The sequence below is a fragment of the Salicibibacter cibi genome (genome assembly GCF_016495865.1).
Taxonomy (GTDB): Bacteria; Bacillota; Bacilli; order Bacillales; family Marinococcaceae; genus Salicibibacter; species Salicibibacter cibi.
This window is the reverse complement of sequence record NZ_CP054706.1, coordinates 610,659-636,853: the sequence shown is the minus strand read 5'-3', so window position 1 is coordinate 636,853 and position 26,195 is coordinate 610,659. Positions and strand designations below refer to the sequence as shown.

27 protein-coding genes and 1 riboswitch are annotated in these 26,195 nt (G+C 44.7%); of the genes, 13 read left to right on the top strand and 14 right to left on the bottom strand.

All coding sequences use genetic code 11. The annotated features are described in order from the left end of the window. Positions 1-222 precede the first annotated feature (222 nt). Together nagB and nagA are read right to left on the bottom strand one after the other, a co-directional pair. Entirely contained in the window at positions 223-957 is a 735-nt protein-coding gene (gene nagB / locus HUG20_RS03095) for a glucosamine-6-phosphate deaminase (protein ID WP_200087973.1), read from the bottom strand. Between the two features lies 1 nt (position 958). Beyond that, entirely contained in the window at positions 959-2,149 is a 1,191-nt protein-coding gene (gene nagA / locus HUG20_RS03090) for an N-acetylglucosamine-6-phosphate deacetylase (protein WP_200087971.1), read from the bottom strand. A 249-nt stretch (positions 2,150-2,398) separates the two neighbouring features. Between nagA and HUG20_RS03085 the strand changes: the two genes are divergently transcribed. Beyond that, positions 2,399-2,680, top strand: a complete 282-nt coding sequence (locus HUG20_RS03085; RefSeq protein WP_200087963.1) for a hypothetical protein — start codon at positions 2,399-2,401, stop codon at positions 2,678-2,680. Positions 2,681-2,710: 30 nt separating this feature from the next. Here HUG20_RS03085 and HUG20_RS03080 read toward each other — a convergent pair whose 3' ends face one another. Both HUG20_RS03080 and thiD read right to left on the bottom strand, forming a co-directional pair. Next, positions 2,711-3,895 (bottom strand): DNA glycosylase AlkZ-like family protein, encoded by a 1,185-nt coding sequence (locus tag HUG20_RS03080; RefSeq protein WP_200087961.1) that lies wholly within the window; start codon positions 3,893-3,895, stop codon positions 2,711-2,713. 11 nt (positions 3,896-3,906) lie between these two features. Further along, on the bottom strand, positions 3,907-4,728 hold the full coding sequence (gene thiD / locus HUG20_RS03075; RefSeq protein ID WP_200087959.1) for a bifunctional hydroxymethylpyrimidine kinase/phosphomethylpyrimidine kinase: 822 nt from the start codon (positions 4,726-4,728) through the stop codon (positions 3,907-3,909). A gap of 164 nt (positions 4,729-4,892) precedes the next feature. Then, a riboswitch (TPP riboswitch) is annotated at positions 4,893-4,994 on the bottom strand. Between the two features lie 124 nt (positions 4,995-5,118). On the opposite strand from thiD, the gene cls reads away from it, so the two are divergent. From cls to HUG20_RS03045, 6 genes are all read left to right on the top strand, one after another. Then, positions 5,119-6,567 carry a cardiolipin synthase gene (gene cls / locus HUG20_RS03070; RefSeq protein WP_200087957.1) on the top strand — a complete coding sequence of 483 codons (1,449 nt, stop codon included), beginning with the start codon at positions 5,119-5,121 and terminating at the stop codon, positions 6,565-6,567. Between the two features lie 311 nt (positions 6,568-6,878). Continuing rightward, positions 6,879-7,538 (top strand): TetR/AcrR family transcriptional regulator, encoded by a 660-nt coding sequence (locus HUG20_RS03065; RefSeq protein ID WP_200087955.1) that lies wholly within the window; start codon positions 6,879-6,881, stop codon positions 7,536-7,538. Next, complete coding sequence (locus HUG20_RS03060) at positions 7,531-7,710, top strand: HU family DNA-binding protein (protein ID WP_200087953.1); 180 nt, start codon at positions 7,531-7,533, stop codon at positions 7,708-7,710. The genes HUG20_RS03065 and HUG20_RS03060 overlap by 8 nt, the downstream gene beginning before the upstream one ends. Before the next feature lie 101 nt (positions 7,711-7,811). Beyond that, complete coding sequence (locus tag HUG20_RS19060; protein WP_246476514.1) at positions 7,812-8,009, top strand: hypothetical protein; 198 nt, start codon at positions 7,812-7,814, stop codon at positions 8,007-8,009. A 325-nt stretch (positions 8,010-8,334) separates the two neighbouring features. After that, positions 8,335-10,677: an ABC transporter permease gene (locus tag HUG20_RS03050; protein WP_200087951.1), complete on the top strand. Its 2,343-nt coding sequence runs from the start codon at positions 8,335-8,337 to the stop codon at positions 10,675-10,677. Between the two features lie 12 nt (positions 10,678-10,689). Continuing rightward, entirely contained in the window at positions 10,690-11,457 is a 768-nt protein-coding gene (locus HUG20_RS03045) for an ABC transporter ATP-binding protein (protein WP_200087949.1), read from the top strand. Here the strand turns inward: HUG20_RS03045 and HUG20_RS19000 are convergent. Continuing rightward, on the bottom strand, positions 11,437-11,628 hold the full coding sequence (locus HUG20_RS19000) for a hypothetical protein (RefSeq protein WP_211200001.1): 192 nt from the start codon (positions 11,626-11,628) through the stop codon (positions 11,437-11,439). The two genes, HUG20_RS03045 and HUG20_RS19000, sit on opposite strands and share 21 nt — an antisense overlap. Before the next feature lie 296 nt (positions 11,629-11,924). Here HUG20_RS19000 and HUG20_RS03040 point away from each other — a divergent pair, with 296 nt between their 5' ends. Further along, complete coding sequence (locus HUG20_RS03040) at positions 11,925-13,157, top strand: DNA polymerase IV (protein ID WP_200087947.1); 1,233 nt, start codon at positions 11,925-11,927, stop codon at positions 13,155-13,157. Next, on the top strand, positions 13,154-13,489 hold the full coding sequence (locus HUG20_RS03035; RefSeq protein ID WP_200087945.1) for a YolD-like family protein: 336 nt from the start codon (positions 13,154-13,156) through the stop codon (positions 13,487-13,489). The genes HUG20_RS03040 and HUG20_RS03035 overlap by 4 nt, the downstream gene beginning before the upstream one ends. A 261-nt stretch (positions 13,490-13,750) precedes the next feature. Here the strand turns inward: HUG20_RS03035 and HUG20_RS03030 are convergent, their stop codons facing one another. Continuing rightward, complete coding sequence (locus HUG20_RS03030; protein WP_200087943.1) at positions 13,751-14,206, bottom strand: hypothetical protein; 456 nt, start codon at positions 14,204-14,206, stop codon at positions 13,751-13,753. 151 nt (positions 14,207-14,357) lie between these two features. Here HUG20_RS03030 and HUG20_RS19335 point away from each other — a divergent pair, with 151 nt between their 5' ends. Then, positions 14,358-14,489 (top strand): hypothetical protein, encoded by a 132-nt coding sequence (locus HUG20_RS19335; protein ID WP_281392499.1) that lies wholly within the window; start codon positions 14,358-14,360, stop codon positions 14,487-14,489. Positions 14,490-14,552: 63 nt separating this feature from the next. On the opposite strand, the gene HUG20_RS03025 is transcribed toward HUG20_RS19335, so the two are convergent. From HUG20_RS03025 to helD, 4 genes are all read right to left on the bottom strand, one after another. Continuing rightward, on the bottom strand, positions 14,553-14,807 hold the full coding sequence (locus HUG20_RS03025; protein WP_200087941.1) for a hypothetical protein: 255 nt from the start codon (positions 14,805-14,807) through the stop codon (positions 14,553-14,555). A gap of 205 nt (positions 14,808-15,012) precedes the next feature. Then, on the bottom strand, positions 15,013-16,353 hold the full coding sequence (locus tag HUG20_RS03020; protein WP_200087939.1) for a TrkH family potassium uptake protein: 1,341 nt from the start codon (positions 16,351-16,353) through the stop codon (positions 15,013-15,015). 11 nt (positions 16,354-16,364) lie between these two features. Continuing rightward, entirely contained in the window at positions 16,365-17,042 is a 678-nt protein-coding gene (locus tag HUG20_RS03015; protein WP_200087937.1) for a potassium channel family protein, read from the bottom strand. Positions 17,043-17,852: 810 nt separating this feature from the next. Further along, positions 17,853-20,135 carry an RNA polymerase recycling motor HelD gene (gene helD / locus HUG20_RS03010; RefSeq protein ID WP_200087935.1) on the bottom strand — a complete coding sequence of 761 codons (2,283 nt, stop codon included), beginning with the start codon at positions 20,133-20,135 and terminating at the stop codon, positions 17,853-17,855. A 320-nt stretch (positions 20,136-20,455) separates the two neighbouring features. On the opposite strand from helD, the gene HUG20_RS03005 reads away from it, so the two are divergent. Continuing rightward, positions 20,456-21,166 carry an SdpI family protein gene (locus HUG20_RS03005; protein WP_200087928.1) on the top strand — a complete coding sequence of 237 codons (711 nt, stop codon included), beginning with the start codon at positions 20,456-20,458 and terminating at the stop codon, positions 21,164-21,166. 352 nt (positions 21,167-21,518) lie between these two features. On the opposite strand, the gene HUG20_RS03000 is transcribed toward HUG20_RS03005, so the two are convergent. Together HUG20_RS03000 and HUG20_RS02995 are read right to left on the bottom strand one after the other, a co-directional pair. Continuing rightward, entirely contained in the window at positions 21,519-21,977 is a 459-nt protein-coding gene (locus HUG20_RS03000) for an MOSC domain-containing protein (RefSeq protein ID WP_200087926.1), read from the bottom strand. Between the two features lie 92 nt (positions 21,978-22,069). Next, positions 22,070-23,476, bottom strand: a complete 1,407-nt coding sequence (locus tag HUG20_RS02995) for an aldehyde dehydrogenase (protein WP_200087922.1) — start codon at positions 23,474-23,476, stop codon at positions 22,070-22,072. Positions 23,477-23,546: 70 nt separating this feature from the next. Between HUG20_RS02995 and HUG20_RS02990 the strand changes: the two genes are divergently transcribed. Further along, positions 23,547-23,747: a hypothetical protein gene (locus HUG20_RS02990; RefSeq protein WP_200087919.1), complete on the top strand. Its 201-nt coding sequence runs from the start codon at positions 23,547-23,549 to the stop codon at positions 23,745-23,747. Beyond that, the gene (locus HUG20_RS02985) at positions 23,737-24,066 is read left to right on the top strand and encodes a type II toxin-antitoxin system PemK/MazF family toxin (RefSeq protein ID WP_200087918.1); all 330 of its coding nucleotides are present in this window, start codon (positions 23,737-23,739) and stop codon (positions 24,064-24,066) included. Before HUG20_RS02990 ends, HUG20_RS02985 begins: the two co-directional genes overlap by 11 nt. Before the next feature lie 74 nt (positions 24,067-24,140). Here the strand turns inward: HUG20_RS02985 and HUG20_RS02980 are convergent, their stop codons facing one another. Both HUG20_RS02980 and HUG20_RS02975 read right to left on the bottom strand, forming a co-directional pair. Then, a complete protein-coding gene (locus HUG20_RS02980) occupies positions 24,141-24,833 on the bottom strand; it encodes a hypothetical protein (protein WP_200087916.1) in 693 nt (230 codons plus the stop codon). 278 nt (positions 24,834-25,111) lie between these two features. Further along, positions 25,112-26,134: an LLM class flavin-dependent oxidoreductase gene (locus HUG20_RS02975; RefSeq protein WP_200087914.1), complete on the bottom strand. Its 1,023-nt coding sequence runs from the start codon at positions 26,132-26,134 to the stop codon at positions 25,112-25,114. Positions 26,135-26,195: the final 61 nt, after the last annotated feature.

Here is a 26,195-nt window from a genome sequence, read left to right as displayed (position 1 = left end):
AAATTTTTTTCTTGAGATCATAGCTCGGAAGCCGGAAGCCTTTCCGGACATCGGAACGGCTGATAAATATACGGTTCTCAAAGGATGTGACGGCTTTGCCCTCGGTTTGGAGGACAATAACACATTCTTCCTGATTAGGATTGCTTAGCTGTCACACATGCCTATGAAAATACGCCTCTGCCTATGCAACGGACCGACGCCGAGGCCATCTTCATTTATCGCTCATTGGCCGGGTAATTCCTTTGCCGCTTGTTCATCGGCAAGGATGGTGACATTCGGATGCTGCTGCAAAGCGGTGGCAGGAAATTCATTCGTTATCTCCCGGTACAGCATCTCTCTCAGCGCTTCGGCCTTATCTGCACCCGAGATAAGAACCAGTATTTCGCGGGCTGCTAAAATCGTTTCGATGCCCATGGTTATTGCTTTTCTGGGGACATCGCTTTTTTTTTCAAAGTAGCGGGCATTTGCCTCTCTCGTTTTTTCATCAAGTTCGACGATGTGCGTGGTGGAGGAAAAGGGCGTGCCCGGTTCGTTGAAGCCGATGTGGCCGTTATGCCCCAGCCCCAACACTTGCAAGTCTACGCCGCCCGCGTCGCGAAGCAATGCCTCATAACGCGCACATTCTGCCGTTAGATCAGCCGCTTGTCCATCGGGCAAATGTGTATTCACTGCTGAAAGATCAACCTTTGAGAATAGATGAGCTTTCATATAAGCGCGATAGCTTAAGGGGTGGTACGTGGGCAAACCGATGTATTCATCCAGATTGAACGTGGTTACGTGCTGAAAAGAAAGCTCTCCCTTTTCATGCTGCTCGGCCAGATTTTTGTACATCCCTTCGGGCGTACCACCCGTTGCCAATCCCAATACACTGTTTTCTTTTCCTGCAATCTGTCCGACCACATGCGCACAAGCTTTTGTGCTGAGGTCCTCATAATTTTTGCAGATATGCATATCCATCCTATCGCTCCTCGCTTTGATACGCTAACTGGCCGCAACACCACGTTTCTTCCACATCCAAATGTTCGTTAAGCAGCACGATATCTGCGTCTTTATGCGGGACAATCGAACCTTTGCGATCATCAATCCCTAGCGCCTTTGCCTGATTGCCGGCAGTCATCGCCGCAAGCTCAGGCAAAGTGGCATCCGTATACGCACGCATATTACGCAAGCACCTGTCCATCGTTATAATGCTCCCGGCAAGCGTGCCGTCCGCGAGGATGGCCTTCTCACCCTGAACGGTTACATCTTGGCCGCCCAAATCAAACGTACCGTCTTGAAGCCCTTTTGCTCTCATGCTATCGGTAATCAGAAAAAGATTACGGAACCCGCCTGTCCGATAGGCCGTTGCCACAGCAGGCGGTGAGCTGTGCAACCCATCCACAATGATTTCACTTTTGAGCTCATCGATCGTATAAGCCGCACCGACAACCCCGGGTTCACGATGATGAAAGCCGCGCATCCCGTTGTAAAGATGCGTGATGTGCTTCGCACCGGCTGCCACCGCTGTCTTCATTTCCTCGTACGTTGCATCCGAATGGCCGATGGAAGGGATCGCGCCTGTTTCACTTATGTAGGCCGTTAAATCTAGCCCTCCCAACGTTTCCGGTGCGTAGGTGACGACTCGGATGGTGCCATCCGCTTCTTGTTGGAAAGCCTTATACAAATCAAGGGCATCACTTTTAATATGCTCCTCCGGTTGCGCACCTTTTTTCTTGGCGTTGATAAAAGGTCCTTCCAAATGAAAGCCCAATAATTCAGCAACGCCTGCTTCCCTTTGCCGGCGGTAATAAGCAGCTCCTGTCTGCAGCGCACGCGTGATGTTTTCTTTCTCTTGCGTAATTGTCGTCGCCAAATACGCAGTCGTACCTTCAGACGGTAAAGAAGCCCCTAACGTTTCAAACACTTCTTGCTTCCCGTCCATCACATCGACCCCGTATCCGCCATGGGTGTGAATATCAATAAACCCGGGGAACGCAACCATGTTCTCTTTGTATGCCCGTCTCGGGATTCCGGAAAAATCGTCGTCTTTTAAATCTTTCCCGACAGCAATGATCGTTTCATTTTGCAAAAAAATATATCCATTTGTCCATACGTCACCGTCCGTGACTAGTTTCATTCCATGCAAAATAACGCTTGAATGACGAGGCATCTTTTCTACCCTCCATCTCTTTATCCAGGTGGTGAGCGCCGTGTCTTCGGAATCCGGAACATAACTTCTTGGCTGCCATGCTTTCGTGACGGCTTCATCGTCCAGTTCAACGGCGCCGTCCGTATGTCGGCATATTGTCACAAGAGGTGAGAAATTTCACTTTATACCATTGTACACAGAAAATCCATCGTTTGTGTTCATGCTTTCCCGGGAAAAACACTCACATAAGCAGAAAAGGAGGATTCAGTAATGAAAGTAGACGCTTTACGAACAGCGGATGGAAAAGTGTTCAATTTCCGCGTTGGTAATATTGAAGTAAAAGATAACGATGATTGGACCGCCACATTTCATGGCGTTGAAGAACAAAATTTAATCTTTGATGCCGTAAGTTCAAAAACACCGATGTATTTTGAGTTTGAAGCTGAAGGAGGCGCTTATGAAGGCCGGGCGATTGTCGCAGATGTCGATGGCGAAAGCAAAGAAAACATTGTGACCTTGGAAAGCGCGGGCAACTTGGCAGAAAAAGGGTAATGCCATGTATCCCGCTCCGAGAGACCACGTTTATCCTTTCCCCACCGTGACTCGGACATCCGCTGCACCGAGACGTTTCCCCAAGCGTTTAGCCCCGCGCTCCACTTGTTCCGTACGCGTTTTTGACCATTTCCGAGAAGGTTCTTTATGAACATGAATCGAAAACCTCCCTTTTTCACGGTCAAAAAACGGATCCGCCCGCCCGATCAGCTGATCATCCAGCAGGATCGGGAGTGCGTATGGACCATAGCGCCGCTTGTGTTGCGGCATATAAATTTCCCAACGATACGTAAAATCGAATAAATCTTCCAAGCGTGTTCTTCGCCATAACAAATTATCGAGGGGCGGCAAAAAAGAAACAGTACTGTTGCCGGATTCATTGGATGCTTCATATGCGAGTAACTGTTCAACATCTTCTTGCAACACGGTGTACCGCCCGGTTGCGCCTTCGATATCCACCGGAATAAGCGTACCATCAGAAATAAAGCCGTTCACCCAAGCCTTGCGCTCCTTGGCTGCCATACGCTGCCAGCCAAATCGCGGATCGCTGTCATCAATCAGACGATAGGCGCGCAGATATTTATGCACAAGTCTTCGGTCCGCTTCTTTATCACTGATCACTTCTGCTTCTTGTTGACAGGAAGCGGGAATAACATCTTCGCTCAAGGCAAAATGGCGCTCGGACCCTTGTCTGCCGCACACTTGAATGGCACCGGCTTCAAACAACATCCGAAGCACATGACTCGTTTCTTTCGTTGTCGCGTGTGTTGGATGATCCCAGGCACCAACAACTTTTTTATTTGAAGCAAAGGCTTTGGATGGCAATGCTCCTTGATCTGCCAACGCTTGTCGAATCATACGCTCCACATCTTTATACAGATGCCTTTTCGATGCCCACTCCCGTTGGCTCGTTTTTCTTCTTCCTTTAAAAATCGGATAATCGTCCATTGGAAGCAAACAAGCAGCATTAGCAAAATATTCAAAGGCAAGCCCTTCCCACAATTGGCGCTCGAGTTCTGCCCGATTGTATTTTTCCAAACGATTGAAAAAAACAAGGTGGTGGTTTCGTTCGATGATGGCCACCGGATCCAACTGCACGCATTCCAATTGGCGAAGAGCCGTCGCCATGTTCGAGTCGAGCGCTCCGTAATCATTCAAACCTGATTTCGCGAGGAGGAATCGCCGTGCTGCCTTTTTGCTGACTTGAATAGCCATGTTGTCGCTCCTTACACTCTGATGAGGGGTTGAACGTCAGACCAGCGATGCCCCCAATGATTCGTTGGCCCTTGCCCTTTTCCGATATTGAGTGGGTTTGAGATCGCGGCAGTAATATATGTTTTGCCATCTTTCACCGCTTCATAGAGGGACTTTCCATTCGCTAGGCCGGCTGTAATTACCGCTGCATACGTGCAACCACTTCCGTGGGTGTGCTTCGTATCAAAGCGTTCCGCTGAGAATTTTTCAAACGTTTGGCCATCATACAGATAATCATCGGCCTCGCCTTCATAATGCCCGCCTTTAATCAATGCAGCGCTCGTTCCATATTCCTCTACAAGTATTCGGCCGGCTTCTTTCATGTCGTCAACTGTCTTGATCGTTCGATTTGTCAACGCCTCTGCTTCCGGCAAATTCGGCGTTACGACCGTTGCCAATGGAAGAAGCTCTCTCGCAATCGTCTCCCTGGCCGTTTCCGAAATGAGCGCATGTCCGCTGGACGCAATCATTACAGGATCAAGCACATAATTGGCGACATTTGCTTCCTTCATCTTTTTGGCTGCCAGCGCCATTACTTCCGGGTTGGAAAGCATGCCCGATTTCACCGCATCTGGAGGTATATCTTCAAATACAGCGTCAAATTGACTTTCCACAAAGTCAAGTTCGAGATCCACAAATGACTTTACCCCAAGCGTATTTTGACTGACCACAGATGTGATCACACTCATCCCGTATGCGCCAATCTCCTGAAACGTTTTCAAATCCGCTTGAATGCCAGCTCCACCGCTCGGATCCGTCCCTGCCACCGTTAATGCTTTTGCAATTTCTGTCATGTCTGCGCCCTCCTTCGGCTCACGTAACCAGCGTTGCCACACGAAGTGTTGCCTTCCATTTTTTATGTAGATAAGAAAGTTGATTTATACTTACCTACCAATAAAAAACACCTTCGGACGGAAGGTGGCGGCGCATAGGACAAGAATCGAGTGCTCTCTTCGTCTACGTCCTGAAGCCACTTTCCTCCGCCGGTACTCCCCGGATCAGGTTCGAAGGGTTGAAGCAATCACTTCTCTCAGCGCTGTACGCACCCCTAGTGGTTCTTTCTTTTCCTTTATTCTATCATAATTATGCGGCATCTTCCTATCTTTTCTCACACTCAAGAAATCCACTTTTTCCCGAAAACATGATACCATGGAGAAAAATAGCAAAAAGAGAGGAGGGAAACGATGGACATTTTATCAATCGCCGTTGGCTTGTTATTTTTTCTTAACGCAATTTTTGCCGGCATCATTGTTTTTATGGAACGGCGTGATGTGAATGCGACCTGGGCTTGGTTACTCATCCTGCTATTTATCCCCTACCTCGGATTCATCCTTTACTTGGTCCTTGGGCAAAACTTGACCCGAAAACGTTTATTTCATTGGGACGGCATTGAAAAAATAGGCTTGAAAGACTTAATCAATGAGCAATTGGACGATATGGACCATGACCGCTTTGATTTTCAAAATGAAACATCGAGCAACCACCGCCACCTGATTTCTATGCTGCTTCGCAGTAACGATGCCGTGTTAACCCAAAACAATCATGTAGACGTGTTCACGGACGGCGTCGATAAATTTTCGCAATTGTTATCGGACATCGCGGAAGCGAAAGATCATATTCATTTGCAATATTACATATTTCGTAATGATACCCTCGGCAAACGCGTCATAAACTTGCTGACTGAAAAAGCACGCGAAGGGGTGCAAGTGCGTGTGCTCTATGACGATATGGGATCCCGAAAGCTGCATCCGCGACACTTTCGAACCCTCACGGAAGCGGGAGGCGAAGTGGGCGTTTTTTTTCCATCCCGTATCCCTTATGTGAACTCACGGCTGAATTACCGCAATCACCGTAAAATCGTCGTGATCGATGGAGAGACTGCATATGTTGGCGGTTTTAACGTCGGCGATGAATATTTGGGACATAATAGACGAATGGGCTATTGGCGCGACAGCCACTTACGTCTACGCGGTTCATCGGTGAAAGCGTTGCAAACCCGTTTCATTCTTGATTGGAACCAAGCATCCAAAGACAAAACCGTTCACTATGAGCCCCATTATTTCCCAGACATGCAACCACAGGGAGAAATTAGCACGCAAATTGTCTCCAGCGGTCCCGATACCGAATGGGAAGAAATCAAAAACGGTTATATTAAGATGATCACGTCGGCACGCGACTCCGTATTCATCCAAACCCCTTATTTTATTCCGGATGCCAGTTTGCTTGACGCCTTGCGTATCGCTGCCCTGGCCGGCAAGGATGTACGCATTATGATACCGAATAAACCGGATCATCCCTTTGTCTATTGGGCGACGTATTCCCACATGGGGGAATTGCTCAATTCGGGCGCCCGTTTTTACATTTACGATGCAGGCTTCATTCATTCGAAGATGCTCGTCGTGGACCGGAGTGTCGGCACCATCGGAACCGCGAACATTGACGTGCGCAGCTTCCGTCTGAATTTTGAAGTAAACGTCTTTATGTATAATGATGCCCTCGGCGAAAAAATGGCAACGATTTTCGAAACCGATCAAGCCTTTTCCTCGGAAATGACCCCGCAACGTTACCAAGAACGGGGAATGTGGGTACGTTTCAAAGAATCGATCGCCCGGTTGTTGTCGCCGATATTGTAAGGGGGAAACGAAAGCGGTTGAAAGTACTCATCGGGATCGGTCGCCACGGACGCTCCATGGCGACCGAGATTTGACACTTTCACCGCACTCGGGCTTCCTGATCCCTTCATTTCAGTGCGAAGATCTATCTTGCAATTGATTTTAGAATGATGATTGGTTTGTTTGTTCATACAAAATTTAATGAGAGTAGCTTCCCTACCGGAAATTTGCTGGATTGACGATGTCTCCGATCGCTCTTGACTTTATAAGCGGAGTAATGATATTCTTTTTATAGACCGACGGTCGGTCAATAAATTGGAAAGGCATAAAAAATGAGAACCTCAAAAAACCCCGAAGAACGGAGAAACGAAATTCTGGACGTTGCCGAGACGCTTTTTACAACAAAGGGGTATGGTAACACAACAATAAACGACATATTACAAATGGTCGGGATCGCCAAAGGAACGTTCTATTATTATTTTCGGTCCAAGGAAGATGTCATGGATGCCGTGGTCATACGGTTTATAGACAGTGGGGCCGAAGCTGCCAAGATGATTGCCGCAAATGCCAATCTCGAGGCACCCGAAAAAATATTTCAAATCATTATGGCTCAAAATCCCAACGCAAGCCGAGAGAAGCGCATGCTTGAAGAGTTACATGATGTTCACAATGCCGTAATGCACCAAAAAAGCCTGGTCGAAACCATCCGGCGGCTGACTCCTGTTTTAACAGATGTCGTCGAACAAGGACTAGCGGAAGGTGCATTCACAACCCTTTATCCAAGGGAAACGGTGGAATTTTTGCTTGTCGCCCAACTCGTGTTTGATGACGGCATTTTCGAGTGGCAGCCCCAGGAACTCATGCAAAAAGCAATTGCCTTTACACACATGATCGAAACGTCGTTAGGGGCAGAACCGGGCAGCTTTGCTTATCTCCATGAAAGACTCACGCAAAGTCCTGGAAACGAAAAAGGAGAAGAGTCCGATGAATAAAACCGAAACGATCGCAAAAGTTGCGGAGGAATCAGGTGTCAGTATTGAAGATTGCCAAAAAGTGTTGGATGCTTTTGAAGACGTCTTAAGCGCTGAATTATCACAATCAAAAGATGTACGAAGTGCGTTTGATAAGGTTTATAAAGTGTTGCACTTTTTCAAAAACAAATAAATGCGGAAGTATCTTTGCTTTTTTGGACCCTAACGGCGCGGGCAAACTTATGTACCATTTTGGAAAAAACGTCAGGAACCTTGCGCATAGACGGCAAAGATGTGAGCACAGATAAGGATGCTTTCAGAAGTGCCATCAGCGTTGTTTTTCAAGATTCTACGCTCGACGATAAAATGACGGTGAAAGAAAACTTGAAAATGCATGCCTATTTTTACAATTTGTCTAGAGCGATTAAGATGGGAAATTTTGTGATCACGCTGCAAATGAGTATACTAATTGTTATTTTGAGTCAACACTAAAATCCATGGTTGATATTCGTGATTAAATACGGTATCACTATTAGCGAGCGAAGGAAAAACACGTAGACTCCTGTGGGAAAGCGCAGGGCGAAGACCCCGCAGGAAAAAAGCGAACTTCTTTTTTTCCGAGGAGGCTGAGCTCGGGGCCCACGGAAAGCGTAGGGTTTTTCCGTAGCGGTCACTACCAATCATAATTGCCCCTAGTTTGTCAGCCATAGATTTTGGTGAAGAGTCGTTATTTTATTTGTAATATTATTTTTGTTATTAGCAATGCTTTATTTTTGAAAAATATGATTTATCCAAACAAGGAGCGAAGGGAAATAAGATGCTGTTCAAAATGTTGAGGAAGGATATTGCCCAAAAAAAGACGATCACTGCGGCGCTATTTATTTTGATCACACTATCGTCTTTATTCGTTGCCAGTGGTTCGAATATGGCGATGGAATTAACCCATTCCATGAACACCTTATTTACGAAGTCCAATGCTCCGCATTTCGTGCAGATGCATGCTGGTGAACTGGATGAGGCCGCTATTGACCATTTTGCATCAAGAAACAGCGACGTGAAAGAACAGCAACTTGTCGAGATGGTTAATATTGACGGATTAAATCTGACATTAGGAGACAATCCTACACCAGAAACAAGTGGTATCATGGATCATTACTTCGTTGAGCAAAATAAAAAATTTGATTACTTGCTTAATTTAGAAAATGAAATCATCCAGGTTTCCCAAGGGGAAATTGCCGTTCCTGTTTACTTCATGCAGCAATACAATCTGAATCTTGGAGATAAAATCAGAATAGCAGATTCCCCATTTGATGCGACATTCACAGTCGTAGATTTTGTTCGTGATGTGCAGATGAACCCGTCCATCATTCATTCAAAGCGATTTGTCGTCCATAACGATGATTTAGATATGCTGAGCAAAAACGTTGGCGAAATTGAATACATGGTGGAATTTCTACTCACTGACTTAAGCAAACTGAGCGAATTTAGAAATGCCTATCAAACAGCAGGCATGCCCCAGCAAGGTCCGAATATTGACTACCCGTTATTTCAGACGTTGCACGCGCTAACAGACGGTGTGGTGGCAGCCGCCATCCTATTCGTCAGCGTTATGCTTACACTGATAGCGATGCTTTGTATCCGCTTTATCATGCTTACGACGCTTGAAGAAGATTATAGAGAGATTGGTATTATGAAAGCGGTCGGTATTGAGCAAAAGGATATTAAAAAAATGTATTTGTTCAAATATATCATGTTGGCGGCTTTGGCTTCTGTGACTGGTTTTTTGATCTCTTTATTTCTGAACGATCTATTGACGGCCAATATTCAGCTCTATTTTGGTGCTGCCGAAAAGAGTATGCTGCACTATATGGTTCCGTTTATTGCTGTGCTTGTCATCTTCTTAACGGTTCTACTTTATTGCACGTTAATACTCAGAAAGTTACATAAATTAACAGCAGTAGAAGCATTACGCTCGGGATATATGGGAGAGGAAGCTAACGCAAGTCGGAAATCACTATCACTGAGTAAAAGTAAATACGTTAACGTTCCTGTTTTCCTGGGGTTAAAGGATGTCTTCGGGCGGTTCAAAATGTACAGCTTATTATTATTTGTCTTCTGCGTATGTTCCTTTATGATCATCGTCCCGGTCAATTTTCTGAATACCGTCCAGTCACCTGATTTTGTCACGTATATGGGGATCGAGCGAAGTGATATACGGATCGATTTACAACAATCAGACGACACCATGGAACAATTTAACCATATGCTCGCCTATATTCAAAACGACGAAGATGTTGAGCAATTTTCGCCGCTGATCACCAGTCAATTCAAAGTCGTCAATAGTGATGGCGCTGAAGAAAACATCACCGTTGAAAGTGGAGATTTTTCTATTTTTCCGTTGGAATATTTAGAAGGGGATCCGCCATTACGCGAGCAGGAGATCGCGCTTTCCTATTTGAATGGCCAGGAGTTGGAAAAAAATGCGGGGGATCGTCTTCATTTAATCATCAATGGGCAGGAGCAGGAGATGATCGTCAGTGGTATCTACCAGGACGTGACGAATGGCGGCAGAACAGCAAAAGCGTTGATGCCTTTCAATCCCGATACCGTGCTTTGGTATGAAGTGAGTGTGGATGTAAAACATCCTATTAATATCCGGGAGAAACTGGATGAATATGCAGAGATTTTTCATCCGGCGAAGGTCACGGATTTGCAAGGCTATTTAGCTGAAACATTTGGACATACGATCGAACAGCTCAGACTTCTAACCGTTTTAGCGATTATCATCGCCGTCAGTATCGCCTTGCTCATGACATCGTTGTTTCTGAAAATGTTAATAGCCAAAGATGACGCTCAAATCTCAATTATGAAGAGTATCGGTTTTTCTTTCAAAGATATTCGAACCCAATACGTTACCAGGACATTGCTTGTGCTGGGGGTCGGGATTATTTTCGGGACAATCGTTGCCAATACGGTTGGCCAGCGTGTCGTTAGCCTTCTGCTATCCTTTATGGGTGCTTCCGAAATCAGTTTTGTGATCGATCCTATCCAAGCTTATATTCTTTGCCCATTGTTATTAATGATTGTGGTGACTATAGCCACATTCATGAGCATCGTATCTATCAAGAAATCCAGTATCGCTGATCTGGATGCAGAATAAGGGAGTGCTGATATGGAAGTTGTATTAGAGTCAAAGCAATTATGCAAAACATATAGGCTCGGTAAACATCATCACCAACACGTTCTTAAAAATGTGAATGTACAAATGAAAAAAGGAGAATTTGTAGCGGTGATGGGACCGTCCGGTTCTGGTAAATCGACCTTGCTGTACAATATGAGCGGCATGGACCGCATGACCGCCGGAACTGTGATGTTCGATGGACAGGAGATCTCAACACTTTCCGAAACAGAGTTGTCCAAATTGCGCTTACATCATATGGGGTTTATTTTTCAAGGCATTCATCTATTAAAAAACTTGAGTGTTTTTGACAATATCATCCTATCAGCATACTTGGCTAAGAAAAGCAGTCGTCATCAAATAAACGAAAGAGCGCTGGAATTAATGCAGCAGACAGGCATTGCAGACCTTGCCCATCATGACATTACGCAGGCTTCAGGTGGACAGCTGCAAAGAGTGGGCATTTGCAGAGCACTGATTAATGATCCTGAAATGATCTTCGCTGATGAACCCACAGGTGCACTCAATTCTAAATCCGCTACCGAAATTATGGATATATTAGCGGATGTCAACCAGACAGGGACGGCAATTCTAGTAGTCACCCACGATGTCAAAGTGGCTGCAAAAACAGAACGCGTCCTTTATATGGTCGACGGAAACATTGTCGGCGAAAAGTTGCTAGGCAAATATAATCAGAATACCGACGAAATAAAAGCCAGGGAAGAAAAGCTTTCCAGATGGTTAATGGAAATGGGCTTTTAAGTCAATTTGGATTGCTGAACAACTTGCAGCTATCAACTGAAGCCGGGATGCCGCTTCCATGGCTTCGCTTTCCGCGGACGAACGGTCAAGCATCATTGCGCAAAACCGGCGCTTCGGGGTCTTGACGCGTCCGTTTTGATATCTATGCCATTGCAGCGCCCCCCATAGCAATTTCTCCTGAAGCGGGAGACATGCCTTCCGCTGCCTAATCTGTCTGATTGGTTAAGCATCATTGCGCTAATCCGAATAAGTTGTTTGAAGCCCTGGATCATGTACACAAGGGTGTGCAGAAAGGAAAAAAATATCGACCGACCTCGCCAAGTCTTTTGATATGTTCAAACCGGAATAACAAAAACACTTCTTATCGCTGGAATATATTTCGAGTTGAAAACGAACGTATATTCCACTAAACTAATACATATAATCAGAACAAACGTTTCATTTTTCTAAGGTTGGAGGCAATCATCATGAAAAATAAAGTAATCTTTCTTGTCGATATGGAATCCTTTTACGTCAGTGTTGAAAAGGCTGACCACCTAGAATTGAACAATCGACCTGTCATTGTATCAGGAGACCCCGAGCGCAGAAGTGGCGTAGTTCTTGCGGCTTGCTCTGTGGCAAAAAAGCATGGTGTTAAAAACGCATCGAGATTAGGTGAAGCCCAATTGAAATGTCCCAACGCTGTGGTAATACGCCCAAGAATGCAAAAGTATCTTGAGGTGTCTTTGCAAATCACCAATGTTCTTGAACGATTTACGGATCAGGTTGAACCATACTCTATTGACGAACAATTTTTGGATGTAACGGGTTCGCAAAACCTCTTGGGTCTTCCTTGGGAAATGGCGAAGAACATTCAAGAAATTATCAAGAAAGAGACTCAAATCCAGGCAAGGGTGGGCATAGGTCCCAATAAATTTCTTGCAAAAATGGCCTGTGAAGGTTTTGCTAAAAAGAATGCCTCAGGGATTTTTGAATTAAACGCCAACAATATGAAACAATTTATGTGGACCTTACCCATTGATAAAATGCACGGTGTCGGAGAGCGGATGAGCGAACATTTATGCAAAATGGGAATGCGTACCATAGGGGATTTGGCCACCTATCCTTTATCCACCTTGAAGAAAAGGTGGGGGATCCCCGGTCAAGTGCTTTGGGAGACAGCAAACGGAATCGATGCTTCCCCTGTTATTGCAGATTCGCACAGCAACCAAAAGGCTATTGGCCATGCGATGACGTTACCTCGAGACTACTCTTCAAAATCAGATATTAAAGTGGTATTGCTTGAATTGTGTGAAGAAGTTTGTCGTCGGGCTCGCTCTGCTAGTGTTATGGGAAGGACGGTTTCAATCAGTGTGCACGGGGCAAACGTTGGCTCTCCAACCGGATTTCACAGACAGGTCACATTATTGAATACAACGAATAACACGATGGATGTGTACCGTACAGCTTTGGAGTTATTCGAGCGCTTTTGGGATTGCGTGCCTATCCGTAGAATTAGTGCGGGGTTATCCAATCTTTGCAGTGCCGACAGTGTGCAGCTTGATTTGTTCAACAATGTGATTCGAAAAAGAGATCTTGATTACACGGTGGATAGCATTAAAAATCGGTTTGGAGACGCTGCGATTGTACATGCCTCATCATTGACCGATGCCGGTCAAGCATATCATAGAGCTGCCACGATAGGAGGACACTATAAATGAGGGAATATTTACAGCGGGGGAATAAGTTGTGGGAAGGTTCCAGGATGTTTCTTCCTCAACATAAGCAGGCTTTATTAGATCATAAGAAAGAGCAACAAAAGGTGAAAAAACCGGAGCTGGATGAACAGGAATTGGAAGAATTGAATCAAACCTTTCACATGGCCTTGGCTAACAAGGCGCCTGTAACATTTACGTACTATCAAGAAGGGCAATTTTCGGAGCTTGTTGGTTACATTGACGGTTTTCTTAGGGATCGTAAGGAATTACGCATCATTGACCAATCTCAACAAATCCACATATTGAAAACTGATAGTATTGTGGCACTGAAATAAAGTTCAGTCGTTTACTAAAAATTTGATAAAATTATGGATCTCCCCCTTGGAAGGCGAATCCCTATTAGTCTTACAAATCATCCATTTTTATCCCTGTATTATTTTGTATTTCTCAATAGGTGAATAGTGCTTGTCTACGATCTCATCAAATTCACGGAACAATATGCCCGGTTTATCGATGCGGTTATGGCAGATAAAAATCAAACCTGCCTTTTGAAAAACTCGTCTATATCTCAAGTTACACGGAAAAAATTGAATTCATTAAGCGAGCAGGGTATTCAAACGGAGCACTACTGTTTGTTCTTCTTCCCCATCTATCTTACCTTGAGGAGATATATGCCAATTCGTAGCGATTGAACTTATGAGTACTTTTATTTCCTCATCTGTCATTCTTGATATCGTAATCTCATCATTTTCAACACGATAATCGACATTCTCTGCGAAGTTAAATTTATATTGAAGTACCGTTTGTAACCCTTTCAAGGTGTTAAATTTCATTTGATACCCTTTTAAAATGGCATTTTCCAATTCTTCCTCATACTGTTTAGCGTAATCGAATAATCCGTTATATTGAAAATTATCCCCACTTATTTGATTGAGAAAATCAACATCTTCTTCGCGGATGGCGCGTTGTATTTCCAGTTCAGTGATCCCTTGAAACCTTGCATGCTCAATCAACATGGCCGTCAGTTGTGAGATTTTTGTTCTCACATTCATTGTTACTCCTCCTTTGAATGATCATGTTTGAATTTCCACAAAACATCTAAATAGGACTGCTGAATAACGGAAAAAGACTGGCACATAAGCATTTTCCGTTGGTGTTGTCAAAGCTGGATGCAAGGAAATCCATCCTATAAGCAAAAAACCCTTGCACTTCTGGCAACGTATAGATGACGCTGCAATGCGAGACTCCAGCGGAAAAACGGACGCGTCAAGCCCCCGCAGCGCCGGTTTTGCGCGAGGAAGCTTGACCGTTCGTCCGCGGAAAGCGGAGCCATAGAAGCGGCATCCCGGCTTCAGCTGATAGCTGCACGTTGTTCAGCAATCCCTAAATATACTGGATTTAATCAGAAGGATAAGGATCGGCAAGCAGAATGTTGTTTTTATCATCGAAAAATTGCGTGAGCAACATTCCAACTTCTGTTTTCTTGCTATCGTGTGCCATCGCAAATTTCATCATTGCATAATCATGAGACCGTTCTTTCCATTTATCACCTCCACCCTCCCAAACATGTTTTTTATATATCGTCCTTGCTTTCCTTTCGGTTTCTGCTTTAATTAATGCATGAAATGGAAGGGAAAATTCATAATATCTCATTGCCATTCGGCTCCTTTGCAAATAACGAACGTTCTAAAAAAAGACAAAGAGGAGCCTGCGGTGAGCAGACTCCTCCAGTTTTTACGCTTATTTATTTTTGCATCAACAAATGCCTAAATGATACTGAATTCACTATGATGATATCATCTTAATGCAAGTCGAAAACAGTGTCAACCCTAAATGTGAAGAAAACATGAACATCGTTCTAGCCAATAAGCACTTTATCTTCAGGATAATTGATGCGACTTGGTCTTTGTTTGTAGGTCAGCAAGTAAGCCAGCGTTAAAGGGCCTAATCGTCCGACAAACATAGTGATCATCATAATTACTTTACCGATAGGCGAAAGCTCTTCTGTTAAACCCATGGACAAACCTGTCGTGCTAAAACCGGAGACGACATCAAATAACGTCGTGAGGAAGTGGACATCATGTAGTCCCTCCGTGATCGATAGTAACAAAGTGGTTCCAACAATCCACGCTAAAGAGCTCATCACGACTGCAAGTGCGCGCATAACCGTCTCCAATGCTATTTTTCGATGGAACGCATGGACCTGATGACCACTCCTAAACGTATTGATCGTCGCAAGTACAATAATGGCAAATGTATTGGTTTTTATGCCTCCACCCGTACCACCGGTAGAAGCGCCGATAAACATGAGGACGATAATGAAAAATTGGGAAACGACAAGCATACTCCCAATATCAAACGTGTTAAACCCTGCACTCCTAGGGGTAGCACTTTGAAAATAAGCAGCTAATAAACGTTCGGTTAATGATAATCCTTCGGTTGCCGGATTAAAAAGTTCGACAACGAAAAGAAAGAAAAACCCTCCGAGCAAAAGCGTTCCTGATGTAACGAGAACAAGCTTGGAGTGTAAAGACAGCTTCTTTAACGAACGTTGCCGGTATAAATCAACTAGAACCATAAAACCCAGGCCGCCGATAATAAAAAGTCCAGATAAGCTCAGATTCACAAGAGGATCCCCAAGATAATCTTCCATACTGTTGTCAAAAAGCGTGAATCCTGCGTTATTAAAGGCCATCACTGAATGAAAAAGAGCGGAATAAGCAGCCTCTGCCCAACCCATTTCACCACTCCAATGGATTGTTAGAATAAGGACTGTTACGGCTTCTAAAGCCAAGGCCAGAAGCAGAATCGTCATCGCCAATCTGGAAATGCCACGTGCGGAAAACGTATTGGTGGTGGGTTGAAGAAGTAGGCGGTATTTCATCCCCATCACTTTTCCAACCAAGATGGCAACCGTTACCCCGAAAATCATAAAACCAAGCCCGCCCAATTGTACGAGAACGAGGATGATCGTTTGCCCCAAGTATGAAAAATCCCCGCCGGGCTCCAATACTGCAAGACCTGTTACGCATACAGCAGAAACCGCCATAAATAAGGCATCTATAAAACCGACGCTCTCTCCATCGGCGGAGGATTGCGGAAGAGCCAGCAAAATCGTGCCAATGAAAATGAGGGTTATGAAACCAAAAACAATCCACTGAGGCGGACTGAAACGAATGGCTTTTTTCTGCGGACGCATGAGTATAACACCTACTTCGTTTTGCCTTTTTCCCGGTAATCTTTTTGGAGCCGCTTGATATCTTTATGTTTACCGATAATTGTAAGAATATCGCCGTGATGGATTTCATCTTCAATGTGAGGCGAAATATTAACCTCTTCGTCTTCATCCTTGATGGCCATAATAATACACCCATACGTCTTATTGATGTTTAATTTTTGGAGGGTGCATCCATCCATGGCCTTAGGTGCTCGTATTTCAGCCATGTTGTACTCCGATGAAAGTTCCAGATAATCGATAAGATCACTGGAGCTCAACAAGTTCCCTAATCGCTCTCCCATATCTCGTTCCGGAAAAACAATATTGTCAGCACCGATTTTACTGAGCACTTTCCCGTGATGATCATCCTTGGCTTTAGCCGTAATCTCAGCGATATTCAGTTCCTTAAGAATTAATGTTGTTAAAATACTGGACTGTAAATCTTCACCGATCCCAACAATAGCATGGGAAAATTTATGTAAACCTAATTGTTCTAAGGCTGTCTCGTCAGTCGCATCGATCTGAACGGCATGGGTGACATAAGGCGTGACCTCTTGTACGATTTGTTCATCTTTATCAATCGCTAAAACATCTTTCCCATTATCAACCAGTGTTTTGGTTACACTTTGACCGAACCGCCCAAGCCCGAGAACAACAAATTGTTCTTTCACATCTACCCCTCCATTCCCACTAGAGACATTCTCATTTTATATCTTTTTACCAAAAAATCAAAAAAGGAGCCTGAATGGAGCAGACTCCACCGATTGTCAAGCATATTCAATTTGTATCAGTATTGTTTAATTTTTATAAAAAAGTTTGATCACATTCGAATGTGATATTCAACAATCGCGTTTCGATTTTGGAATAGCTCCTTGAGTCAATTAAAAATTTTTCATATTGGGTCAACACTAAAATCAATGGTTGATATTCGTGATTAAATATGGTAACACCACTAGCGAGCGAAGGAAAAACACGTAGACTCCTGTGGGAAAGCGCAGGGCGAAGACCCCGCAGGAAAAAAGCGAACTTCTTTTTTTCCGAGGAGGCTGAGCTCGGGGCCCACGGAAAGCGTAGGGTTTTTCCGTAGCGGTCACTACCAATCATAATTGCCCCTAGTTTGTCAGCCATAGATTTTGGTGAAGAGCCTTCATATTTTACCTTAAAACCGATTCCTCCAACAACATTCTCTCTACTAGGATTGAATAACCTCGTCAATTATTATTCTCTCTTTAGCAGGATCAAACAATGAGTCAAAAGAAGGAGAATCGGAACGCGGCTTGGGGCGGAACTCCGCTTATTCCACAATACGATCTGTCCCGTTTCAGCAGGATCGGAGGTTGATCTGTGTCCAATTATTAGATTAACATCACAATTATTTAGTGTTGGCTCTCATCATCTAATAATTCAACAGAACCTTCCTCTAACGTCAGAACGCTTCCCATTTAAATAGCGAGCAGCCACAAAGCTGCCCGCATCCTTTCCTATCCTTGAATATAATGCTTATAGGCACTCCCCGTAATAAAAGGAGAAAACGCACCATTCGCACATAGATACAATCCATGCATCGCGCGCGTGCAGGCTGTATAAAGCAAGTAACGGTCCCGCTCGCGATGATAATTTGCCGCAGACGCATCACTGACGACCACCGCATCAAATTCAATCCCTTTCGCGAGATAGACGGGCAATACGAGCAGTGCCGCTTTAAACTCAGACGTCTGTTCATGAATAAGTTGCACGTCCCGCCCTGCCTTTTCCAACTGCCCCCATATCTTTTCACTTTCCGCGAACGTCTTCGTCACAATCGCCACCATGCCCAATTCGCTTTCTTCGAGTTGCTTGGCAAGCGTGCCCACATAGCGATTATGCTGCGCCTCATTTTCCAGCTGCTTCATCTCCGGGATCGGCCCCGGCCGTTCAAAAGCCTCGATCTGTTCGCCATTCGGAATCAACTGCTTCGTAAATTCAACGATCGGTTGCGTAGAACGATAACTCCGATGCAACGTGATCGTTTCCTGTTCTTTTGCAGCCGGATCCTCTGCCAGTGGCGCATTCCCCGCGCTTGTATGCGCGTGCACCGCTTGATTGGCATCGCCAAGCAACGTCAGCCGGCTTGATGGAAACAAATGCTGCAGATAACGGATTTGGATCGTCGTATAGTCCTGGGCTTCATCGATGAAAATATGGCGGATATCCGCGTAGATTGGCCTTCCTTTTAACAGGTCTTCAAAATAGAAAAAAGGCGCGGCATCCTCCCAGTGCATCTCCTTTTTTTGAAAATGATACGCGATTTCCTCGGCAATCACTTTATACCCTGCCCACCGGAAAAACTGGATATACATCGCTTCCGCATCCAGAACGTCGAAGGTTTGAATTTGTTTTCTCAGCGGTTTTACTGCGCGACGAACGACGAGCTTTCGCAATAAATCCTCTTGCAATACGGCATCGTTGAATGCCCCCTCATTCTCTGCTACCTTTTCAAACACCTGGTTGTACGTCTCTTGATCCAACAGATCCATTTTCTCATCGACCCAGGCTTTCGGCCTTTCTTCTCTTTCGGTGATTTGCAACATTTGGAGCAGCCATTCGGCCACCATTTCCAGACGGTCAGACATCGACACGGACGACGCCATTTGATAAAAATAGTCCTGAAGTTGCTCCTTTGACACCCATACCTCTCCGCGAAAATAAAGATCTTTAAAAATAAGACCGGCGCGGGAGAGCGAGACTACATAATCGTGAAGATGTTCGATGAAACGAGGGTCCGTTTTCACCGACAAGCCTTGGGAGCGGGTCGATTCAACCTGTTCGGATAAAAAATATTCAATATGGGCGTGGGGACTTTCCAACTCCCAACCGTTCGGCAACCGTTTTTCAAAATGTTGAAAGAGCGTTGACTGCTGCAGGTTATCTTCCCCCAGTTCCGGAAGGACGTTGGAAACATAACGGGTAAACAGCGGATTTGGCGAAAATAACAACATATTCCCGGCATCCAACTTTTCCCGGTGCTTATACAGGAGATAAGCCACGCGCTGCAGCGCCGCTGATGTTTTCCCGCTTCCCGCGGCTCCGCGTACGATGAGCATTTTGCTTCGTTCATTGCGGATCACTTGGTTTTGTTCCCGTTGGATCGAGGCGACGATGCTCTTCATTTGCGGGGACGATTGCTGGCCGAGCAATGATTGTAAAAGCTCATCGCCAATCGTCAGTCCGGTATCAAACATTCCTTCAAGCTTTCCGCTTCTTACAATGTATTGTCGCTTCAGGGTGATGTCGCCCTCTACATCTCCGTCTAACGTCGGGTAATGGGCACGCCCTGGCGCAAAGTCGTAATACATGCCGGAAATTGGTGCACGCCAATCGTAAACGAGAAATTCTTCATCGTTTTTATCCATCAACGAAGCGATGCCGATATAAATCGGTTCCGTTTCGTTTTCCCCGTCTTCTGTGAAATCGATTCGGCCAAAATAAGGACTTTCTTCTAATTTATTCAATGTCTTTTTTTGTTGATGAAGAAGCCCGTGGCTGCGCTCACGTTCACTCAGCAACTCGGCGCGTTGCTTCAGGCTTGCTTGCGTTTCAATGACATCATCCGGCTCATCAAGGTTAACGGTCACATCATCCCAAAACGTGCGCCGAAGCTCGATGACATCATCTTTCAGCTCATTGCTTTCTTCTTTTAATGATTCTTTTTTCTTTTTCACACGGGAAATGACGGCCTGCAACCGTTCACTCTCTTTTTCCCAATCGATATGTTCCTGACTCACCGGAGGTTCTCCTTTCGCTCTAAAAAACGTTCCAACTTATGTTATCATTACGGACATCTAATGTATCACGTTTCCATATACGTATCAAAAACATGGGGCGGAGCAATGAAAGGAATGGTGAAGCGTGGGCAACGGTTCTTTTTTCAATAAAAGCGATCCAAATGGATAAAGCAGCTAAGATGAAAACGTTCATGATCATGATGAAGGTTTTCCCTTTCTTTATTTTCCTATCCATGCACATAACGTATTTTTGGTTGCTTACGATCGCGGGTTGGGCATGCAGCATTGGATAACGAATTAAAACAAGGAGGAATGGCGTGATGCCAACGATCACTTTTTTTGATCGCAGTGACCGTTTTCTCATTCCTATTCTTATTCTATTGATGATCGGGACGGCGTTCGTCTATCCGTTATTGCCGGATGCGGTTGCGATTCAGTTCAATCCGGCGACATCCGAGGCAAGCTCGAGCGTGCACAAAAATTTTGGTGTCTGGGGATTGATAGGGGTTATGGTGATTATCCTATTCATTTGTAATGCGAGCAAATTTATGCCGCCGATCCGTCCCCTCTTCGATGATGGAGCGCCGTCAGTGCAACAAATCGAGGCGGCAAACATCAGCAAGGCAATGCTTATTCGGATTAAGTGCGCGATCATCATCGCCTTCACCGCCCTCCACGTAGGCATCATTCTTTTTAATCTTGATGCGTTGCCCTACCCGATATTTTCACTGCTTACGACAGGCTTCGTCGTATTGATGCTGTTATACTTCGCTCGATTAATAGCCACATTTAATCCGCCCGTGAATCTATGGGAAGAGGAGCAGCCCACCGAGGTCAAAAAAGTCGCGAACCGTTATATTGCTACCGGGTTAATGGTGATGGCGGCCAGCATCGTGAGCATGCATTTTATCAACAGCACGGAATGGGTACTCATTTGGGTTGCACTCGCGACGATTGTCGCTCCGCTCGCTTTGATGGTGTTCGGCATTGTGAAAGCCAAGAAAAAATGGGAGCAAATTGAAGCAGATTAACAGTTTTTTGGGGCACAAAAATACTCCGGGATGCGTTGCTATCATGAATTGGCTGATATATGTCTTGTTTTGGCTGATAAAACCGGTTTTTGGCTGATATATTGTCAGTTTCCGCTGATAAATGAATCCGCTGCCCATCGTCCCTGTTAAAAGAAAATACTTCTTTTTTTGGGGACGTAAGAATGTCCATCGAGAATAATTCTCAATACGAGGTACGCTGGGAGAGATTCATTCAACCACTCTCCCCTAGTGCTACAAGTTATGTGCATTTGATCTCTCTGGTTGGTCGATAGGTCTAAATATTCTGCCAATTAAGCATTTCACTCGCGTTCCCTACCGTCTCTAATCCCTTTCATCCCCCGACATTATCATTCTTATCCACTAGTTCGATCGGATCGCCCCGTCGAATCTTGCCATTCGTCAATACTTTCCCGAAAGCACCACCTCTCCATTCCGGAAACATCGTATCCTTTAAACCAGGGAGTACCTCATCCATTTGCCAACAAGGTTTTGTTTCTCCACATATCTCAATGCTGTTTTCCCCGATATGAAGGATTTTACCTCGACTTTCCTTTAGGGAAACACCGTTGATTAACAAATTGGCACGTCGATTCATAGGATCAAGAGAAGCCCCCAACTCGTTCATCATTTCTTCCCACAGCTCCTCTTCAATGATCGTCACCTGACGGCGTCCTCCCAGATTTGCATTGCCTGCGATCCCATTACCTTTGTTGAAAATCGCTTCTTCGGCCGGAACCATCGGTCCTCCCTTCATAAGTTTAATCCAGATGTTTTTGAGTTGATTCCCCATATTCAAGCTCCTTTTTTGGTTTGTTTTCTATTTTAACATCTCTTGGGTAAAGCTCATCTTTGCGAGCCCGCGAGACCATTTCTCCAATAATATCAATTCCCCAATTTCAGCATCCTTTTCGCGATTGCCAATTTGTTTTTATAGGGAGGGTACAGGAACGGAAGCCGGACTTTCGTGCTTCGATTGGTGATGCCTTTCTGATTACTAAACGTTTGGAAGCTGTAATACCCGTGATAGGCACCTATCCCGGAGGGGCCGACGCCGCCAAACGGCAAGTGAGGGTTCGCGACGTGCATGATCGTGTCATTGACACATCCCCCGCCGTACGACGTCCGCTCCATAATCTTCGTTTGCAGTTTTTCATTTTCGGTAAACAAATAAAAGGCGAGCGGCTTCGGTTGGGCATTCACGTCATCGACGGCCGCGTCGATATCCGTAAAGGTGATGACAGGTAAAATCGGCCCGAAAACCTCTTCTTGCATCGATGCCGCTTCTCTAGAAAAAATATCGAGAATCGTCGGTTCGATAAAACGATCCGCGCGGTCGTGCGCCCCGCCGTATACCACTGCATCGCGATCCGCGTCGAGTATCCCCTTCAAACGATCAAAATGCTTTTCATTAATGATGCGCCCGTAATCTTCATTATTTTGAATATCATCCCCGTAAAATTTATTGATTTTATTTTTCAGCAGTTTCATGAAGCGTTTTTTAGCCTTTTCATGAACCATCACATAGTCAGGCGCAATGCACGTTTGCCCGGTATTGATGAACTTGCCCCAGGCAATCCGTTCCGCCGCTTTTTTCAGGTCGGCATCTTTATGGACGACGGCCGGCGCTTTGCCGCCTAATTCCAACGTAAATGGCGTGAGATTCCCGGAAGCCGCTTTCATTATTATTTTTCCAACTCTCGGACTTCCCGTAAAAAAAATATAGTCGAATCGCGTATGGACCAAAGCATTGCCTGTGTCCGCTCCCCCTTCAAGCACCCGAACATAAGAGGAATCAAAAATGTCGGCGAGCATCTCTTTAACGAGCCGAGCTGTTGCCGGTGTATGTTCCGACGTCTTCAACACGACACAATTTCCGGCAGCCATCGCGCCAACCAATGGCTCCATCAATAGCTGAAACGGATAATTGAACGGACCGATGATCAGCACTGTTCCGTAAGGTTCGTTTACAATGTAGTTTTTTGACGGTTGCATATAAGTAGGCGTCTTGACTTTCTCCGGCTTCGCCCATGTTTTTACGTTCTTGATGGCATCGTTAATGCTGTTCAGGATGATTCCGATCTCTGTTAAGTATGTTTCAAAAGGGGGTTTTCCAAGATCCGCCTGCAGCGCCGAGAAAATTTCATCCTCATGCAATTCAATCGTTTTTTGCAATTTTTTTAACTGCTCGATTCTAAAAGAAAAATCTTTGGTCGCTTCTGTCAGAAAAAATTGACGATGCTCGGCGAGTATAGCTTCCGCTTCTTCTACCGTGGTTAGATCTGCTTGCATGTTATCCCCTCCCGATTCTATTGTTGCTTATGTCCCAAGTCCAGCATATAATGATGGTGAGGTGAAAACAATGGCAATGAGCGAAAAAGAAACATTGATTCAACTCCTAAACACCCTCGATGATAAACAAATTTCTGCGTTAAAAACCGTTGTCGAATCCATGGCTTTAAAAGAATTAGAACAGAAAGATATCTACGATGCCCTGAAGGTAAGTGAACCATCCTTTAAAGAATGGGATAATCAGGAGGACGACGAATACAATGACTTATAAACAGGGCGATATCATTTTAATACCTTTTCCCTTCTCAGACTTGACCGGGAATAAGAAACGCCCCGCTTTAATCTTAAATAAGCCTAACGTTAACAAGCAATCCTTGCTAATATGCATGATGATTTCTTCTGTCCATAGGCATACTTCTTCTGATATTCCAATCCTTGAATGGAATGAGGCTGGTCTTTTAAAACCTTCTGTCGTTAGGGTCAATAAAATTTTTACTATCGATGGATCTATGGTACTAAAAAGACTTGGATGTCTAAATCAAAATGATTTCAAACCAATTCTCTCAAAATTTTTCAGTCTATTTGAATAAATTGTGTTGTTTACTAACATGGATACTGAATGATTTTTAGCAGGATTTTTACGTTTCGATCTATAACACGGATCTCACTCCAATCGTTCTCCAATGCTGGATAAATTATGTTGGTCCAAATATCTAAGTGTTTCTTCATCTAAATCAACAAGCAAGTCTACCCAAAATTCGTTTGAAAGACTATTCTCTCCATAGTAATTGTGATATCTACGAGCGTCGAAGTTTACGTTATCGCCTTCCACCGTTACGCCTTCAACATTTCTTTCGGCAGCTTCGAGCCATACTGAATTTAAGGCTTTTACATGCTCTATCTTCTCCCTATCATCGGCGTCAAGTTCAAGAAGCACGTCATCCAACTCTTCCGGTTCAGGCCTTTGATAATCACCTAATTCGCTAAAATAACTGCCAATCTCTATGGCATTTACGGCTGTATCGTTTTCAATCATTCTTGGTTCTAAACGCTCGAATTCGACAGCCAAACGTTCATACTCTTCTTTTATCCGTGAGATGTCTCCATTGTATGTTCGAAGTCCTAACAATTGGGCATGACGCTTCGTAACCTGTTCCGTCTCCAGTATTTCCACGTAATAAGTCTGATTATGGCTCATAGCAGTAACCAATCTGTGAAAGTCATTATTCAGTTCCTGCGAAATATTCGCCTCGTACATTTTACGTTCATTATATTGGTTATAACTGAAAGCAAAAAGTACGACAATGCAAAAGCCGACCACGCCGACCAATATTTTTTTATAATCTCGATTTATCATTATAATCATCCTCGAATAGATCACGCGGGAAGATTTGTGTTCAGTCCGGCATAAAAAGCGCATGCCCGCCATCGCAACACAGCACTTCAACATTCGTAAAACCCGCATTGTTTAACCAACGAAGCTTGTCTAAAAGTGTTGACGGTTGATCAACCGGGTCATCCGGATAATAAAATTAATTCCACTTCTCACGTCAATTTTATTTCAAAAATAACGCTAAGTCGCTGTCTTCCCATTGGTTAGTATCCACGAAAGATGCCCCTGTCTTAAAAACCCTATTAATTTAATTCAAACGCATCGGCCAATAATTCAAAGGAACGATGCCTGGTCTTTTTTTCCGTTAGCATGTTCAAGATCATCATTTCATCTACACGAGCTTTTTCCGCGAGATCTCTTAATTTCTTCGCTACGTCCTCTACGCTTCCGATGACGAATCGCCCTCTGTTTTCTTGACGAATTTTTTCTTCTTGAGGTGTATATACGTGATTCTCCGCTTCCTCAAGGGTTGGTGGAGCATGTGTGAATTGCCCGGTACCCCATCTGACCCATTGTAGTTCCGCAGGACCAGCGAGATACTCAGCTTCTTCTTCCGAATCAGCGGCGATGACAATGATGGCGAGTGCGCTTTTTGGTTCTTGCAAAAATAATGAGGGTTTAAAGTGATCCCTGTAAGCGTTCAGCATTCGAACCGCCAAATGCGGCGCAATATGTGCGGCAAACACGAAACCAAGTCCATTTTCAGAGGCAAATCGCATTCCGCCGTCACTGGAACCAAGCATGTAAACATCCGGAATCAGTTGCTCGGCAGATGGACGGATGTCTTTAAAGGGGTGTTCCGGCGAGAAGTTCCCGCTAAAATAAGAAAGCAATTCATCCAGCTGTTCCGGAAAATCATAGCCGGTCACCGCTTCACGAGAACGGCGCAATGCCACAGCCGTAAGTCCATCCGTTCCAGGTGCACGTCCAATCCCTAAATCAATGCGATTTGGGTGCAACGCTTCCAGCAACGAAAAATTTTCCGCTACTTTCAGCGGACTGTGGTTCGGCAGCATAATACCTCCGGAACCGATGCGGATGTTTTTTGTAACCGCTGCCACATGTGCGCCGAGAAGATCCGGAGAAGTACTCATTTGAAATTTCGTATTATGATGTTCGGCGAACCAATAGCGCTCATATCCCAGACGATCCGCAAGTTGTGCAAGTTCCACGGAATTTTGCAATGTCGCCGATGCGGATTCACTGTTATAAATCGTGGCCAAATCTAAGATGGATAGCTTTAGCTTCTTAGAATGATTACTCATTTAATCTTGTCCTTTCCGGAGTTGGTTACCCGATATCTTTAGTTTAGCAGTATCATTGCGT